20 protein-coding genes are annotated in these 15181 nt (G+C 59.8%); 15 read left to right on the plus strand and 5 right to left on the minus strand.

Features of this window, described 5'->3' with window-relative positions:
• The first annotated feature begins 101 nt into the window (after positions 1-101).
• Both A6U98_RS28730 and A6U98_RS36950 read left to right on the plus strand, forming a co-directional pair.
• Positions 102-1025: a fatty acid desaturase gene (locus A6U98_RS28730; RefSeq protein WP_064654336.1), complete on the plus strand. Its 924-nt coding sequence runs from the start codon at positions 102-104 to the stop codon at positions 1023-1025.
• Positions 1026-1357: 332 nt separating this feature from the next.
• Positions 1358-1684, plus strand: coding sequence for a hypothetical protein (locus A6U98_RS36950; protein ID WP_156667903.1), 327 nt, complete (start codon positions 1358-1360; stop codon positions 1682-1684).
• Between the two features lie 364 nt (positions 1685-2048).
• Here A6U98_RS36950 and A6U98_RS28740 read toward each other — a convergent pair whose 3' ends face one another.
• Both A6U98_RS28740 and A6U98_RS28745 read right to left on the minus strand, forming a co-directional pair.
• Complete coding sequence (locus A6U98_RS28740) at positions 2049-2669, minus strand: XRE family transcriptional regulator (RefSeq protein WP_064654338.1); 621 nt, start codon at positions 2667-2669, stop codon at positions 2049-2051.
• Positions 2659-2844, minus strand: a complete 186-nt coding sequence (locus A6U98_RS28745) for a hypothetical protein (RefSeq protein WP_064654339.1) — start codon at positions 2842-2844, stop codon at positions 2659-2661. Before A6U98_RS28745 ends, A6U98_RS28740 begins: the two co-directional genes overlap by 11 nt.
• A gap of 420 nt (positions 2845-3264) precedes the next feature.
• On the opposite strand from A6U98_RS28745, the gene msuE reads away from it, so the two are divergent.
• The 7 genes from msuE to A6U98_RS28770 all read left to right on the plus strand — a co-directional run bounded on the left by msuE (position 3265) and on the right by A6U98_RS28770 (position 6150).
• Complete coding sequence (msuE, locus tag A6U98_RS28750) at positions 3265-3825, plus strand: FMN reductase (protein WP_064654340.1); 561 nt, start codon at positions 3265-3267, stop codon at positions 3823-3825.
• A gap of 11 nt (positions 3826-3836) precedes the next feature.
• Positions 3837-4034, plus strand: coding sequence for a hypothetical protein (locus A6U98_RS28755; protein WP_027667287.1), 198 nt, complete (start codon positions 3837-3839; stop codon positions 4032-4034).
• Positions 4035-4067: 33 nt separating this feature from the next.
• Positions 4068-4244 (plus strand): hypothetical protein, encoded by a 177-nt coding sequence (locus tag A6U98_RS37350; RefSeq protein WP_197496454.1) that lies wholly within the window; start codon positions 4068-4070, stop codon positions 4242-4244.
• Between the two features lie 13 nt (positions 4245-4257).
• On the plus strand, positions 4258-4407 hold the full coding sequence (locus tag A6U98_RS37355) for a hypothetical protein (protein ID WP_164902886.1): 150 nt from the start codon (positions 4258-4260) through the stop codon (positions 4405-4407).
• Positions 4408-4477: 70 nt separating this feature from the next.
• Complete coding sequence (locus A6U98_RS28760) at positions 4478-5059, plus strand: alpha/beta fold hydrolase (RefSeq protein WP_064654341.1); 582 nt, start codon at positions 4478-4480, stop codon at positions 5057-5059.
• Between the two features lie 11 nt (positions 5060-5070).
• The gene (locus A6U98_RS28765; protein WP_064654342.1) at positions 5071-5379 is read left to right on the plus strand and encodes a hypothetical protein; all 309 of its coding nucleotides are present in this window, start codon (positions 5071-5073) and stop codon (positions 5377-5379) included.
• A gap of 3 nt (positions 5380-5382) precedes the next feature.
• Positions 5383-6150: a gamma-glutamylcyclotransferase gene (locus A6U98_RS28770; protein ID WP_064654343.1), complete on the plus strand. Its 768-nt coding sequence runs from the start codon at positions 5383-5385 to the stop codon at positions 6148-6150.
• Between the two features lie 24 nt (positions 6151-6174).
• On the opposite strand, the gene A6U98_RS28775 is transcribed toward A6U98_RS28770, so the two are convergent.
• From A6U98_RS28775 to tauA, 3 genes are read right to left on the minus strand one after another with little or no spacing between them, the layout of a single operon-like run.
• Positions 6175-7029 (minus strand): ABC transporter permease subunit, encoded by an 855-nt coding sequence (locus A6U98_RS28775; RefSeq protein ID WP_064654344.1) that lies wholly within the window; start codon positions 7027-7029, stop codon positions 6175-6177.
• The gene (locus tag A6U98_RS28780; RefSeq protein ID WP_064654345.1) at positions 7026-7814 is read right to left on the minus strand and encodes an ABC transporter ATP-binding protein; all 789 of its coding nucleotides are present in this window, start codon (positions 7812-7814) and stop codon (positions 7026-7028) included. Before A6U98_RS28780 ends, A6U98_RS28775 begins: the two co-directional genes overlap by 4 nt.
• A 56-nt stretch (positions 7815-7870) precedes the next feature.
• Positions 7871-8884 carry a taurine ABC transporter substrate-binding protein gene (tauA, locus tag A6U98_RS28785; RefSeq protein ID WP_064654346.1) on the minus strand — a complete coding sequence of 338 codons (1014 nt, stop codon included), beginning with the start codon at positions 8882-8884 and terminating at the stop codon, positions 7871-7873.
• Between the two features lie 217 nt (positions 8885-9101).
• Here tauA and A6U98_RS28790 point away from each other — a divergent pair, with 217 nt between their 5' ends.
• From A6U98_RS28790 to A6U98_RS28815, 6 genes are all read left to right on the plus strand, one after another.
• Positions 9102-10463 (plus strand): FAD/NAD(P)-binding protein, encoded by a 1362-nt coding sequence (locus tag A6U98_RS28790; protein ID WP_064654347.1) that lies wholly within the window; start codon positions 9102-9104, stop codon positions 10461-10463.
• 187 nt (positions 10464-10650) lie between these two features.
• The gene (locus tag A6U98_RS28795) at positions 10651-11343 is read left to right on the plus strand and encodes a GntR family transcriptional regulator (protein ID WP_064654348.1); all 693 of its coding nucleotides are present in this window, start codon (positions 10651-10653) and stop codon (positions 11341-11343) included.
• Between the two features lie 406 nt (positions 11344-11749).
• A complete protein-coding gene (locus tag A6U98_RS28800) occupies positions 11750-12352 on the plus strand; it encodes an amino acid synthesis family protein (RefSeq protein WP_064654349.1) in 603 nt (200 codons plus the stop codon).
• A 14-nt stretch (positions 12353-12366) separates the two neighbouring features.
• Positions 12367-13212, plus strand: a complete 846-nt coding sequence (locus tag A6U98_RS28805) for an alpha/beta fold hydrolase (protein WP_064654350.1) — start codon at positions 12367-12369, stop codon at positions 13210-13212.
• Complete coding sequence (locus A6U98_RS28810) at positions 13209-14144, plus strand: flavin reductase family protein (protein WP_064654351.1); 936 nt, start codon at positions 13209-13211, stop codon at positions 14142-14144. The genes A6U98_RS28805 and A6U98_RS28810 overlap by 4 nt, the downstream gene beginning before the upstream one ends.
• Complete coding sequence (locus tag A6U98_RS28815) at positions 14141-15181, plus strand: LLM class flavin-dependent oxidoreductase (RefSeq protein WP_064654352.1); 1041 nt, start codon at positions 14141-14143, stop codon at positions 15179-15181. The genes A6U98_RS28810 and A6U98_RS28815 overlap by 4 nt, the downstream gene beginning before the upstream one ends.

The raw sequence follows: 15181 nt of genomic DNA on the forward strand, positions 1-15181 counted from the left end.
GAGACGGATTTTTTCAGATAAGCCTATAAAATAGATAGGCTTTATTCTCTACTCCTGATGCCCTGCGATAGATTGGTGTGGTTGATGGGGAAATCACACGCATGCTCGACAGGACTTCGCAGGCGGCCGGAACCATTGCTTCCAGGCGTTCGACGGAATGGCCGACCGTCATTCTCGCACTCGTCATCCATGGTGGATTTCTTGCGCTGACCTGGTGGTGGCAATCATTGCCGCCGATTGCGGTCGTCATCGCAGGAGGTTGGTTGATTGCCTGGCACGGATCCCTTCAACACGAGGTCATTCACGGTCATCCGACGGGAAACCAAGGGATAAACGACGCGATCGGCTCGGTACCGCTGTCGCTGTGGCTGCCTTATCCGATCTATAAGGAAAGCCATCTGGAGCATCATCGCGACGAATATCTGACCGATCCGATCGAAGATCCGGAATCTTCCTATTTTACCAAGGCTACCTGGGAGCAGCTCGGCGCCACCGGGAGGTTGCTGGCGCGGTGGAACACCACCCTGTTCGGCCGTTTGACCATAGGTCCCGCCGTGATGCTGTTGAGTTTCCTTGGACAGGAATGGCAGCTGGTACAGGCGAACGAACCGGGACGACGGCGGATATGGGGTGTGCACGGCATCGGTGGCGCCGTCATTCTTTTCTGGGCGACCATCGTCTGCGGCATGCCGATTTTGATGTATCTCGCTTTCGTCTATACGGGTGCTGCGATGACGCGGCTCAGATCTTATGCTGAGCACAGATATGCCGAAAGCCATGAGGAACGCACCGCCATCGTCGAAAACAGCCATCTCTTCGGCTTGCTGTTTCTCTTCAACAACCTGCACGTTCTCCATCATCACCGGCCGGGCATCTCCTGGTATCGCCTTCCGGCGGTCTATCGCAAAAACCGTGAAGCGCTCGTCCGTTCGAATGGCGGGCTTGTCTATGACGGCTATTGGGACATCGCGCGCCGGTTTTTCCTGAAGCCGCACGACGATCCGACGCATCCTCATCATTCATAACAGATCCGAAGCCACCGGCTGAGACCGCCGGTGCTCTCGCAACGCCCGTGACTTGAGTGGCAGCGTTGCTGGACTTGAGTCGAATTGCCTGTCCTGAATAGCTCGCGCGAAGCAGCGAGTGCTGCCGGTGAAGCGAGCGTCGCTCCGTTGGAGCGATGATAGCGGACGAAATTCCGTTATCTTGGCAAGATTGCACAATCCCATCGAAACCGTTCCATTCTATTGGAGGAAAAGATACGGGAAGATTTTTTTACATTGTTTGCTGCAATTAGTTCTTTTATCTCCCGTTTCATTGAAACGCGAAACGCCGCTGTATTGATCGGAGAGAGACAATGAACCCCGCCATGAACATGATGCCGATGATGAACAACATGATGCCTGCCATGATGAACCCGATGATGGGTGGAATGATGCCGATGGGCGGCATGCCGATGATGAACGGCGCGATGATGCCGATGATGGCCTCCATGCCGATGATGATGATGATGGGCTCCATGAAATGCAGCATGACCGCCGAGGGCATGGTCTGCGAAATGAAGCCGATGGAAGGCATGGACAAGGACATGTTCATGGAATGCTGCAAGCGCATGATGTCCAGTGGCATGCCGATGATGATGAACTGCGGCGGCATGATGATGTGCTGCATGATGGCCGCCTGAGCCATCCGCCTCTCAAGGAAACGACCAAGAGCCTCCGGAGACGGGGGCTCTTTTTTGCGTTAGAGCCTTTCCGGGTTAGATTGAAGCATTCTGTTGGCTCAAACGGAGTCGGATGGCCGGTCGATCAGCCGGCCCGTTTCAGCCAACCCTCCCGCAGATTTGCCTGGCAAATCTGCAAGACTTAAAGTCGCCGGCGCACTTGTCGCTTCGCATGGCGAAGCGTGCGGCCGGTGGGCCGGGCATCTTTCCGCCAGGATCAAAGGCGATCGGCTCGGATGTACCTTGGGGTATGCCCGTCGCCAATCGCCTTTGCCCTGACGAAAACCTGCTCCGGCAGAATGCTTCAATCTAACCCGGAAAGGCTCTAAACGCGGACATCTTCGAGATAGGTCGTCACTAGGTAGAGGATTGCTTCCGTTCCCGTCATGTTGCGGTAGATATGGGGCACGTCTGCATCGAAGATGATGGCATCGCCTTCACCCAGAATATGGGGTGCCTGCTTGCCGGCGATGATTTCGACGGTGCCTTGGGCAACGACCAGATTTTCGACCGTTCCATGCTGATGGGCATCGGCGCTTTCGGTATGGTGCGGAGCGATCCTGAGCTCGTAGAATTCCACCTTTCTTTCACCTTCGAAGGGGAAAAGAGCCCGGGTCCGGAAGCGCCCTTCGGAAGAGGCGAGGATCTTCGATCTTGCCCGCGGTACGGCAATGATCGAGGTGTCGCCGCGTTCTGCGATCAGGGCGGCGCAGGGAATACCGAGAGCAAGTGCGATCTTCGAGAGAATGCTCAATGTCGGGCTGCTTTTGCCTGTCTCGATTTGCCCGAGCATCGCACGGCTGACGCCGGCGATCTTTGCCAACCGGTCCAGGGAGTATCCGCGGCGGGTGCGAATGCGCCGCAAATTCTGTCCTGTCTGAACCGTGATCTCCTCGGCGGTGTCTCTCGCTTCGCCGTCGGGAAGAAGCGCTTGATCAGACGCCATATCCCGCAATGCCCATTGCCATGACCGGGACAAAACCCCAATAGGGCACCCACATCAGAACCGGCTGCATCGCAAAGGATACGGGCGCGGCCGCCTTCAGCGCATCGGGCGCATCTTTGCTGCGCGATTGCCGGTAAGCCTGGAAATCGATGACAACAGCCGTCTGCACTGGCATGAAAAGCTCCCGCTAAAATCTATAAGAAGCGTATATTTTCCGCAGAGGAAAGGGCAGGACTTGTCATCCAATCGTTCCGCCGAACCGGAAATCTTATACCAATTATAGTCGACCTTGCGGCAAAGCCATTTATGGCGGGCAGTTTGCAAGAGCTTCTCGCCGGGCTCGCGACATCACGATGGCGCCCGCCTCAGCGTCTCCAAAAGAAGCCGAACAAGTTCCCTTCCTGCCGTCTTCCCGCACGTGAGGTCGAAGCAGTCGCCGGATCGGCGATCCCTTGTGACGATCGCCATGCAGCTTATGCGTGCCGGAGCGTCGGCGAACGTTTTTTTCAACCAGGCGAAGAAGGAGAGATGCATGTTCCTTTAATCTATCAATTTTGTAGACAATAGTTGAGGCAACGCAAAGAGAGGAAAAACCATGTCAGGTTTCAAACTCGTCGGCATCGCTGGCAGCTTCAACCGTCCATCGAAGACATTGGCACTTGTGCGGCACGTCGCCGAACGTGCGAGCATTCGCTACGGATTTACGAGCAAGACCTATGATCTGCATGATGTCGGTCCGTCACTGGGCAGCGCCTTGTGGCGCAAGGATCTCGACGCGCAGGCCAGGCATGTCGTCGACGAGATCGTGCAGGCCGATGCCCTGATCATCGGCTCGCCGACCTACAAGGGCTCATATCCCGGCCATTTCAAGCACCTCATCGACCTGATCGACCCCCACGAACTTCGGGGCAAGCCGATCATCATCACGGCGACCGGCGGCGGTGACCGGCATGCGTTGATGGTCGAGCATCAGCTTCGGCCGCTGTTTGGTTTTTTCATGGCCCATACCTTACCGACCGCCGTCTATGCGTCCGACCGCGATTTCACAGACTATGCGGTTTCATCCGACGCGCTTTTGGCCCGCATCAACGAAGTGATCGGCGAATTGGCGGCCTTCTTTCCGGGCGCAAACCCGGCCCTGGCGGCAGCCGAGTAAGGATCGTCGCGATGGCTCGATCTCAGGAAGCGACGATCACCGATGCGGAAAGGCCGGGGCCAAGCGAGCAATTGTGGAGCGTCTTCGAATTCGCCCGACGATATCGTCTCGCCAAACGCGAGGAGAACCGCCTGCTGATGCTCTACGGACCAACGGCATCGCTTCACGTTCTTCTCGCCAATGCACAACGTCATTCGCTGATTTCCTAACCGAAGAATACCGGTCCCTGACAGGAGGTTCGCATGAAGCTTGATTTTCAGTTCTGGCTGAAGCTTTCGATCGGCCGGTTCCTCGCCCTCAAGCCCCCCGCTGCACGGGAGCCTGTGAACGGATTGTTCGCGCGGGACGACGATCGCGACCGGTCCGCTCGCGAATACGAACTCCATTATTGGGGCACCATGCCCGGCCTTTGGTATTGAGGAGAACGGTGTGATGGCGATTGTCGTTGAGACCGACCTGCGTCGGCACGGTGCGAGAAGAGCGGAAGGCAGCGTCATGTCGCATTTCAGACATGCGGCCGGAATCTGCACGATCGTCAGCTCCTTCACATTCCTGTTCGCCCTGGTGATCGGGTGGATCTGATGAGTGATGTCCGATGTTTGCTCCCGTTGGGAAAAAGACCGGCGCGCAGCTTCAGAGAGGGTGCCGTCAGATGATCGACGTACTTATTCTTCCCGGGCTTTTCGGCTCGGGAGAAGGGCATTGGCAACAGCACTGGCTGCAGGATCAGCCAGGCAGTCGTTGCGTCGTTCAGGACGACTGGGATCATCCGAACCTTGACAACTGGCTGCTGCGATTGGAAGGCGCGCTTGAAGAGGCCGGCGAGGCCTATCTGGTCGCCCATAGTCTCGGATGCCTGCTTGCCGCCCGCTTGGCCGGGCGAAGTGTTGCGCGGCACGTCAAAGGAGCATTGCTCGTTGCTCCATGCGATCTGCCGGCCACGGAAAACCTGCATCCGGGGCATGTCTCGTTTGGTGGCATGCCGACGGCGCCTTTGCCTTTTCCAAGCATCGTCGTCGGCAGCATGAACGATGCCTACATGACGGTCGATCGGTTGACCCTGTTTGGCCGCTTGTGGAACGCCGAGACCAGGAATATCGGCCTTGCCGGGCACATCAATGTCGCCAGCGGCTTTGGCCGCTGGCGCAACGGCTACCGATTGCTCGAGGGCTTGAAGACGCAAACGCGCGGTCGAAGGCATGTCGTTTCCATGCCGCCGGCTTTTGCCATGTGAGACAGAGTGGAATGTCCGATATTGTCACCGATCTGTTGCGCCTTAGCGAAGATCCGAATGCCGATCCAAGAACCAGGCGCCGCCAAACCATGGAGCGGCTGGTACAGACGCTGCTTGCCATGGCCGATGCCGAAATCGGACCGGGAGATGCGCAGCATCGCCATTCGATCCTCCATCTGACGACGATCATCCGCGAGATGACGGAAAGGATCGCAGAGGCCGATGATGTGACGTTTTCGGCAATCGTCAGGGAGGCTGCGATGCTGATACGCAGCCTGCAGCAACGCCAGGCCGATGCGGCCAGATTTACGGTGCATTGACACATGATGGATATCCGGGAGCATAAGCCGGTGACGGTCCTGGGAAGCAATCTTTTGATGACCGGATCAAGGATGGCTCTGACGGACGAGCTCGTATCGCTGAGCCTTCGGCCCGCGGTCGATGTCGGCCCCGAGCCACACCGAACACCGCTGACCGAAGCGGAGGTGGAGATGCTCGCCAACCGGCTTCTCCAGGAGTCTACCGGTGCGCCGCTTTGGATCTTCGCCTATGGATCATTGATATGGAAGCCGGACTTCGATGCCGTCGAATCGCAGCATGGCGCTACAAGAGGGTGGCATCGCTCCTTCTGCCTGCAGATGACCCGCTGGCGGGGAACGCGGGCCCAGCCGGGTCTGATGATGGCACTCGACCGCGGTGGACGTTGCAACGGCATCGTCTTCAGGCTTGCCGATGATGATCGCCTTGGCCAGATTCGGCGGTTGATCCGCCGTGAAGTCGGCACGATCGAAGACGCTGCGACAGTTCGCTGGATCCCTGTCGCGACCGTACATGGGCTCGTGCGCGCGCTGGTCTTTTGGGCTGGCCCGAAGGGTGAGCGCGTTTCCCGCAAATTGCCGCTGGAGACGGTGGCGCAGGTGCTTGCGAGAGCCTGCGGACACATGGGTTCTTGCGCCGAATATCTGTATCTGACGGTGAAACATCTGGAAGAACGCGGCATCCGGGACCGCAATTTATGGCGGCTTCAGAAGCTGGTCGCGGACGAGCTCGTCGCCATACACGGGTTGAACGCGGCGGCGGGAAGCCATTGAATATGGCTACCTGCCGCCATCTGGTCAGAGCTTGCCCTTCCAGGGCACGAGGAACGCCTCCAGAAAACGAATGGCGGCCGAGAAGGTGAACGCGCAGATGGCGATGATGCCGATGCCGACGAAGACGACGTCGGTCGCCAGGAACTGCGAAGCCGACATGATCATGAAACCGATCCCGCGCGTGGAGGCGATCAATTCAGCCGCAACCAGCGTGCCCCAACCGACACCGAGCGCAATCCGAATGCCGGTGAGAATCTCGGGCAGGGCGGACGGCAGGACGATATCAAGGAAGAGCTGCAGCCGGCTTGCGCCCAGCGAACGCGCGGCATTGACGCGCTCGATCGGCAGGGAACGAACGCCGGCCTGGGCCGAAAGGCAGATCGGTGCAAACATCGCAAGCACCAGCAGCGTAATTTTCGACGTCTCGCCGATGCCAAGCCAGATGATCATCAGCGGCAGGTAGGAGAGCGGCGGAAGCGGCCAGTAGAACTCGATCGGCGCGTCGAGCACCCCTTTTGCCCAGCGGTTCAGGCCCATGAGCAATCCGAGCGGAATGCCGGCCGAAATGGCAATGAAGGCTGCGACCACGATGCGGAACAGGCTCGCAAAAACATGCTCGGACAGCGACGCTCCGGCGTAACCGTCGCGATAGATGGCGCCGATCTGTGTCAGCACCTCGTCCGGACGCGGCAGAAACAAGTGTGGGACGACACCGAGCGCCGATACCAGCCACCACAGCAGCAGTATGGCCAGCGCCGTGGCAATGCTGATGGCCACCGTCGATTTCTCGCCGGCGCCGAAGCTTGCCATCTTTACCAGCTTGACCTGGCGGTCCTCTCTCCCCGCCGCAATCGGCGGGGACTGCACTATATCGCTCATGCGGCGCTCCTGAGGTCTTCGGTGCTGTGCAGAATGGCGCGGATCTCCTCGCGCAGCTCGGCAAATTGCGGCGACGCCTTGATCGATCGGGCGTCGCCGGTCTCTGCGAAGCGGCGAACGAAATCCAGGTCGAAGCGTGCCACGACGCGTCCCGGTCGAGGTGACATGACCAGGACCTGGGTGCCCAGGAACAAGGCCTCTTCGATCGAGTGCGTGATGAAGAAAACCTTCTTTGCCGTTTTATCCCAGATGGAAACCAGCAGTTCCTGCATCTGCTCGCGCGTCAGGCTGTCGAGCGCGCCGAACGGCTCGTCCATCAGCAGGATGTCGGGATTTGTCGCCAGAGCCCGTGCGATGCCGACACGCTGCCGCATGCCGCCCGACAGCTCGTAGGGAAAAGCGCCAGCGAATTCGTCGAGACCGACGAGACGGAGAAGCTCCAGGGCGCGCGCTTCGCGCTCCTTGCGCTTGACCCCGGCGAATTTCAAACCGAGCGCGACATTCTCGACAACCGATTTCCAGAGCAGCAGCGAGTCCTTCTGGAAGACGACGCCACGGTCTGCGCCGGGTCGTTCGACCGCGCGGCCATCAAGCGTGATCCGGCCATCCGAAAGCGGAAGGAAACCGGCAATCGCGTTGAGGAGGGTTGATTTTCCGCATCCCGACGCCCCGAGTGCGACGACGAAGCCTCGTTCGGGAATATCGAAGGAAACGCGATCGAGCGCGTGAACGGTGCGTCCGTCGCGGGCTGCGAAGAAAACGCTGGCGTGATCGACTTTAAGCATATTGCCGCTCGCAAGTTCGACGCCGGCGCGGCAAGCCGCGCCGGCGCTGGGGAGGATCAGTTGCTGACGCCGGTGACGGCATCTGCAGTGACGAAGGCGCCGTAATTCGCCAGCACGTCGGAAACCTTGCCCTGTTCCTTCAGGAACGATGCCGTGTCCTTGAGGATCTTGCCGGCACCCGCCTTTTCGCCGCCGCCGAGCCAGGCATCCGATGCCTGGACCTCAGGCGTCAGAAGCGTGAGGTTCTTCAGGGCCGATGCCTGCTGGTCGGCTGTTCCGCCGAGAAGCTTGGCGAGTGACTTGGCGTTGTCGCTATCGGGACCCCAGGCGGATTTGTCCGAGGCGAAGGATGCGTAGTATTTGTTGATGACCGAAGCGAAGCCCTTCAGAAAGTCCGGGTTGTCGGCGGCAAACGTCGAGGTCGCAACCCATGCCGAGAATGTCGGCGCACCCTTGTCTGCCACCTCTTTGGAGGTCACCAGGACCTTCCCGTTTTTCTTCAATTCGGTCAGCGCCGGATCCCAGACGAAGCCGCCATCGATGTCGCCGCGGTTATAGCTCGCGACGATCTCTGGCTGGGGGATGGCGAAGACCTGAACGTCCTTTTCGGTCAGGCCCAGCGATTTGATGAGCGCCAGGAGCTGATAGTGGTCCGTGGATACCGGCGCGGCCGCAAGCTTCTTGCCCTTCAGGTCATTCAGGCTTTCGATGCCCGAACCATTGCGGACAACGAGAGCCTCGTCGATGCCCGAGATGGAGGCGAGGTAAAAGGCCTTGACCTCGAGCCCGCGCGATACCGCAGCCGCAAACGGGCTGGAGCCGACATAGCCGACCTGGACGTCGCCGGAGGCAATCGCCGCAAAGATTTCGGCGCCCGAGTTAAACCTGCGGAAGTCGATCTCGTATCCCGTCTCCTTGGCGAATTCGCCATTGGCGATCGCCACGGACGACGGCAAGGCGTCGGTTTGATAGGCGACGACGACCTTCTTGTCCGCCGCTTCGGCGACAACAGCCGTTGCAAGAGTGCCGACGCCGACGGCGATTGCGGCAACCAAATTCTTGAAATTCATCTTGAGCCCCTTTGTTCAGGGCCGCATGGCCCTTGATCTCACCCTCAAAAGCGTAATGGTTGGGAAGGGGCTAGCGGGAGAAATAACAAACTATATTTATAGACTATAGAGATAATTGTTTTCATGATTCTACCGCTCGTGCGATCAGCAGGGATCGGTGAGCGACACGGCGCTTGAATGACGAAATGTCTCGATGACGTTCTGAGCTTCAGGGAGAATGCATTTGACTTATGATGTTATCGTGGTCGGTTCCGGTTTTTCAGCGATAGCGGTTACCTGCAATCTCATCGAGCAGCTTCCCGCTTCGGCGAAGGTCGCCGTCGTCGGCGACGATCCTGGCTTCGGCCGCGGGACGGCCTACCGGACGGAACTCTATCTGCATCGCCTCAATGTTCCCGCCGGCCGCATGAGCCTGCTGCCACATCAACCCGACGACTTTGTCGACTGGCTGAAAAGCCATGGCCGCCGGTTGCAGGCCGGCGATTTCGCCTCGCGCGGCGATTACGGTCTTTATGTCCGCGATACGCTTGCACGGCTGCTTCGAAAGCGGGAAGGCCGTTGCCGGGTCGATTTCATCAAAGCCAAGGCGGCGGGATGCGTTGAACGTTACAACAGCACGCTGGCCTTCCATCTCGGCAATGGCGACGAGATTGCCGGGAAGACCGTGGTGCTCTGCCTCGGCGTCGGGAACGCGACCCTGCCGGTCGCTCCGGACGGGATCCCGGCATCGCTGCGATCGCGGATCATCGAGAACCCGTGGCGGCTTTCGTGGCTGAGGCGCGTCGCACCATCCGATGCGGTGTGTATCCTCGGATCCGGCCTGACGATGATCGATCAGGTTCTCGCGCTTCGCGCCCATGGCCACGCCGGCAAGATCGAGGTGCTTTCGCGGCGCGGGCTCGCACCGCTCGGACACGCGTGGAAGCCGCCGGCGCCTCTGCCGATCGACGTCGAGAGGCTTCCGAATACGATCAGCGGCATATTGAAGACCCTGCGAGCGAAGAGTAGGACGGTTGCCGACTGGCGGGCCGTGATGGACGGTCTGAGGCCTGCAACGCAGGCTCTCTGGCAACGGCTTTCGGGCGAGGAGCGGGCACGATTCCTCAGGCATGCGCTTCCCTGGTGGAACATCCACCGTCACCGGGTCGCGCCTGACGTGTTCGACAGGTTTGAGAAGCTGGTCTTAGACGGAACCGTTCGTTTCCACGCGGGCTTCCTGAAATCGCTTGGCGCCGAGGAGGGCAGGCTCGCAGCCAGCTACAGGGTCAGAGCGACGCGCGAGATCGCCGAGATCCGGGCGGACTGGCTCGTCAACTGCACGGGAATGGAACGGGCCGGGATCAGTCATTCACCGCTTTTGAAGGAGATGAGCCGCTTTGAGTTGATCGTCCCCGATCCTCTCGGCCTCGGGATCCAGGTGGATGCCGCTTCCGAGGTGATTGCCCCGTCCCGGATCTCGCCTGCCCGACTATTCGCGGTCGGCGCCCTGACGGCAGGGCAATTCTGGGAGATCACGGCCGTTCCGGATATTCGGGTGCAGGCCAAGGCCGTGGTCGAGGAGATCGTTTCAAGAGGCTAGCTCCCGACGTGCAGGCGGCAGAGCGTCCTTTGCATGCCTGAAATGACGCGCGGTACGGCAGGTGGCACGGCGCTTGTTGAATTGCCGGCCGCCGACAGCTACAGTATCTGGTACGCCATAATACGATTCTTGCATTCGGCTGCCGCGGCGGAAGTTGAGCGTGCAAAGTCCAACACTGAGGTACGGAATGAGCGGTGCTCTGAAGGACGCAATTAGAGTCGAGCGTCCTGCAAAGACCTTGCGGGAATTGGCGCTCGACAAGGTCCGCGAGGCGATCGTCAACGGATATTTCCGTCCCGGAGATCGCCTTGTCGAGCGTGACCTCTGCGCCCAGCTCGGCGTCAGCCGGACAGTCGTGCGCGAGGTTCTGAGGCATTTGGAATCGGAAGGGCTTGTCGCCAATCTGCCGAACAAGGGGCCGATCGTCGCGCAGCTCGACATCGACGAAGCCAAACAGATCTATGAGATCCGTGGCGCGCTGGAAGGCATGGCGGCGCGGCTGTGCGCGGAGCGCCGCAGCCCCGAGATCGTCGCTGCGCTGGAGGAATCTCTGGCCGGGATCCGCAACAGTTACCGCGACAACGATATGGCGGCTGTGCTGACGAACACCTCTTCCTTCTATCATAAGCTGTTCACGATGGTTGACAGGAACGTTGCCTGGGGTGTCGTCAATCTTCTCACCGTGCGCATAAACCACCTGCGCTCGATGACGATCAAGACGGAGAGACGCGGCATCGAAGGGCCGCTGCAGATGTCGAAGATCGTGGACGCCATCCGCCGCGGTGACGGCGAGGGGGCTTACCGGGCGGCGATGGATCACGTCGCCGCCGCAAGCGCGATTGCCGAAGCGGTGCTGTCCGCCAAGAAGCCTGCCGAATAGGCACGAGCAGGCACCTACCGCTTCCCCGCAGGCCCTGGCAATGCGCTCACCTCGGGCTGTCGATATCACTCCATTCGCGATGATGTTCCGCAATTCAGTGGAATCCATACTCCGCGCTTGACACCTAACTTTGTCCAATGTGATGGTATGCCATATTAAATAATATATAAGGCGGTACCATGAACTGGGAAGACCGTGACTTTTGGACTCGGCCTGCCTGCGCGGGGCGCCGCCATGTCGTTTGTCAGCTGACAACGCGCTGACCAGAAGCGCTGCCCGATGGGTCGAGAGCGCATTCCCAAACTGAAAATCTCCGCCTCGGCCTCAACTACGTCCACGCAGCAGCCAACTTGACACTCATATATTATGGTATACCATAATACGAAATTGAGAAATGAGGTGTTCGATGGCCATTCAAATTCGCAAAACGGGACTGCAGATCGAAACGACGCTGATCGAAGGCGGCAAGGCCGCGGCGGTTCCGCTGAAGCTGTTTACCGCCTTCGCGGTCGTGAAGAATCCCTGGGCCGGTCGCGGCTTTGTCGACGACCTCAAACCCGAAATTCACGCAGGCGCTCCGGTGCTCGGCGAGTTGCTGACCAAGATGATCATCGATGCGGTCGGGTCCGGCGAGGCTGTCGAAGGATATGGAAAATCTGCTGTCGTCGGCCTGGACGGCGAGATCGAACACGGGTCCGCGCTCATCCACACCCTGCGCTTCGGCAATTTTTATCGCCAGGCCGTCGGCGCCAAGTCCTATCTCGCCTTCTGCAACACACGCGGTGCGGCCAATGCGCCGATCATGATCCCGCTGATGGACAAGAACGATGAAGGCCGCCGTTCGCACTACCTGACCATCCAGACGTCGATCTCCGACGCGCCTGCCGCCGACGAGATCGTCGTGGCTCTCGGTGCTTCGATAGGCGGGCGCCCGCATCACCGCATCGGCGACCGCTACCAGGATCTGAAAGACCTGGGGCAGGACGTTGCCAATCCCGCGGGCGTTTGAAGGAGCGCTCTGAGATGCTGACAGCCGGATCGACCACACGCACCGCTGCAGCAACGAACGCCGCCGGTGCCTTGCCCCGAAAGGCGACGGCAAGCGGAACGGCCTATCATGAGGCCGGCAGCGGTGAGCCGTTGGTTCTAATTCATGGCGTCGGCATGCGGCTCGAGGCCTGGGCTCCGCAGATCGCATTCCTGTCTGCAGGCCATCGCGTCATCGCTGTCGATATGCCGGGACATGGGGAAAGCGCAAAGCTGCCGGCGGGCAGTCGGCTTGAGGAGTTCGTCGCCTGGTTCGGACGCTTTCTCGATGAGATGGCAATCGACACGGCGAATGTTGCCGGGCACTCGATGGGCGCACTGGTCTCAGGAGGGGCGGCCGCGACCTTTGGCAAGCGGATCACCCGTGTCGCCTACCTCAACGGTGTCTACAAGCGTGACCCTGAAGCAAAGGCGGCCGTGCTTTCGCGCGCCGCGGCCATTCCGGTATCCGGCGTCGACAAGGAAGGCCCTCTGGCCCGCTGGTTCGGCGATGACACAGACAGCGTCGTTGCGCGTGAATTGACGCGAAAATGGCTGAACCTCGTTGATCCCCAGGGATATGCCGTCGCTTACGCCGCCTTCGCGGGAGGAGACGAGACCTATGCTGACGGTTGGAAAGACGTGTCTGGTCCGGCCTTGTTTCTGACGGGGTCCGATGATCCGAACTCGACGCCCTTGATGGCGACGCAAATGGCAGGGCTTGCGCCGCGGGGCTATGCTCGCATCGTCGAAGGCCATCGTCATATGGTGAACCTGACCGCGCCTGATATCGTCAATTCGCTGCTCGCTGAGTGGCTGTCGTTCGGGGAGGATGAACGATGACAATCCAGACTGTCGACCCAAGGGCACTGCGAGATGCATTCGGGGCCTTTCCGACCGGGGTGACTGTCGTCACCGCCTGTGACGGGGAGGGAAATCCGATCGGCTTCACGGCGAACTCCTTCACCTCGGTCTCGCTCAATCCACCGCTTCTCCTCGTCTGCCTTGCCAAGACGTCGCGCAATTTCGCTATCATGACCGGAGCGCAGCATTTTGCGATCAACGTGCTTTCGGAAACGCAGAAAGACGTGTCGAACACCTTTGCGCGACCGGTGGAGGACAGATTTGCGGCGGTCGAGTGGGCGAGGGGATCGGCAGGCTGCCCGGTATTCTCGAATGTGGCGGCCTGGTTCGAATGTGCCATGGAGCAGGTCATCGAGGCTGGCGACCACGTCATCTTGATGGGCCGCATCGAAGCTTTCGACAATAGCGGCCGCAACGGTCTCGGCTATGCACGTGGCGGTTATTTCACACCGACGCTCGCAAGCAAGGCAGTGTCGGCGGCAAGCGAAGGCAATATGGAACTTGCGGCCGTTGTCGAGCGCCGCGGGGAGGTTCTGCTGCTCGGCGAGGATGTGCTCTCCCTGCCAAGTGTCGACGCCTATGACGGCAGCCCGACCGACGCACTGCAAAAATACCTGGAGATTTCAACCGGGCTGAAGGTCAGCATCGGCTTTCTCTATTCGGTTTATGAGGGCAAGAGCGACGGCAAGCAGCATATCGTCTATCACGCCGTTGCCGGAGATGGTGAGCCCGCCGTCGGCAGGTTCCTGAAGCCTGACGCACTGGTTGCGGCAAAGTTCAAGACCAGTTCGACAGCCGATATCGTCAACCGTTTTGCGATGGAAAGCTCGATCGGCAATTTCGGCGTCTATTTCGGCGACGAGACCGGCGGCACTGTTCACCCAATTCCAGCCAAGGACGCAAAAGCATGAAGTTCTCCCTCTTCGTCCATATGGAACGGCTCGACGCCAGCCAAAGCCACAAGAGCCTCTACGAGGAATTCGTCGCGCTCTGCGAGATCGCCGACAAGGGCGGCATGCATGCGATCTGGACGGGCGAGCACCATGGCATGGATTTCACCATTGCGCCCAATCCGTTCGTGACCATTGCCGATCTGGCGCGCCGCACATCGCGGGCGCGGCTTGGGACGGGAACGGTGATTGCCCCCTTCTGGCATCCGATCAAACTCGCCGGCGAGGCCGCCATGGCCGACATCATCTGCGACGGACGACTCGACATCGGCATCGCGCGCGGGGCCTATTCTTTCGAATACGAGCGTCTGCTGCCCGGTCTCGATGCCTGGGGTGCTGGCCAGCGCATGCGCGAGCTCATCCCGGCGGTCAAGGGCATATGGGCCGGCGACTACGCGCATGACGGGGAATTCTTCAAGTTTCCTTCGACCACGTCGGCGCCGAAGCCACTGCAGCAGCCGAACCCGCCCATATGGGTTGCGGCGCGCGATCCGAACTCGCACGAATTTGCCGTCGCCAACGGTTGCAACGTTCAGGTGACGCCCCTCTGGCAGGGCGACGACGAGGTTCAGTCGTTGATGGAGCGCTTCAACGATGCCTGCGCGAAGAATCCCGAGATCGAGCGGCCCAAGATCATGTTGCTGCGTCACACCTATGTCGGCTCGTCAGAGGACGATGTCGCCCAGGCTGCCCATGAACTCAGCGTCTACTACAATTATTTCTTCGCCTGGTTCAAGAATGAGAAGCCGGTTACCCAGGGTCTGATCGAACGGATCCCGGACGAACAGGTCAGAGCAAACGCGATGCTGTCGGATGAGGTCATGCGCACCAACAATGTCGTTGGCGACGCTGAGACCGTCATCGCCCGGCTCAAGGCGTATGAAGCGCTCGGCTATGACGAATATTCCTTCTGGATCGACACCGGCATGAGCTTCGAGCGCAAGAAGGCGTCGCTCGAACGCTTCATCACCGAGGTCATGCCAGCATTTCAGGAGTAA

It is taken from the genome of Rhizobium sp. WYCCWR10014, assembly GCF_001657485.1.
In the GTDB taxonomy this organism is placed as follows: domain Bacteria; phylum Pseudomonadota; class Alphaproteobacteria; order Rhizobiales; family Rhizobiaceae; genus Rhizobium.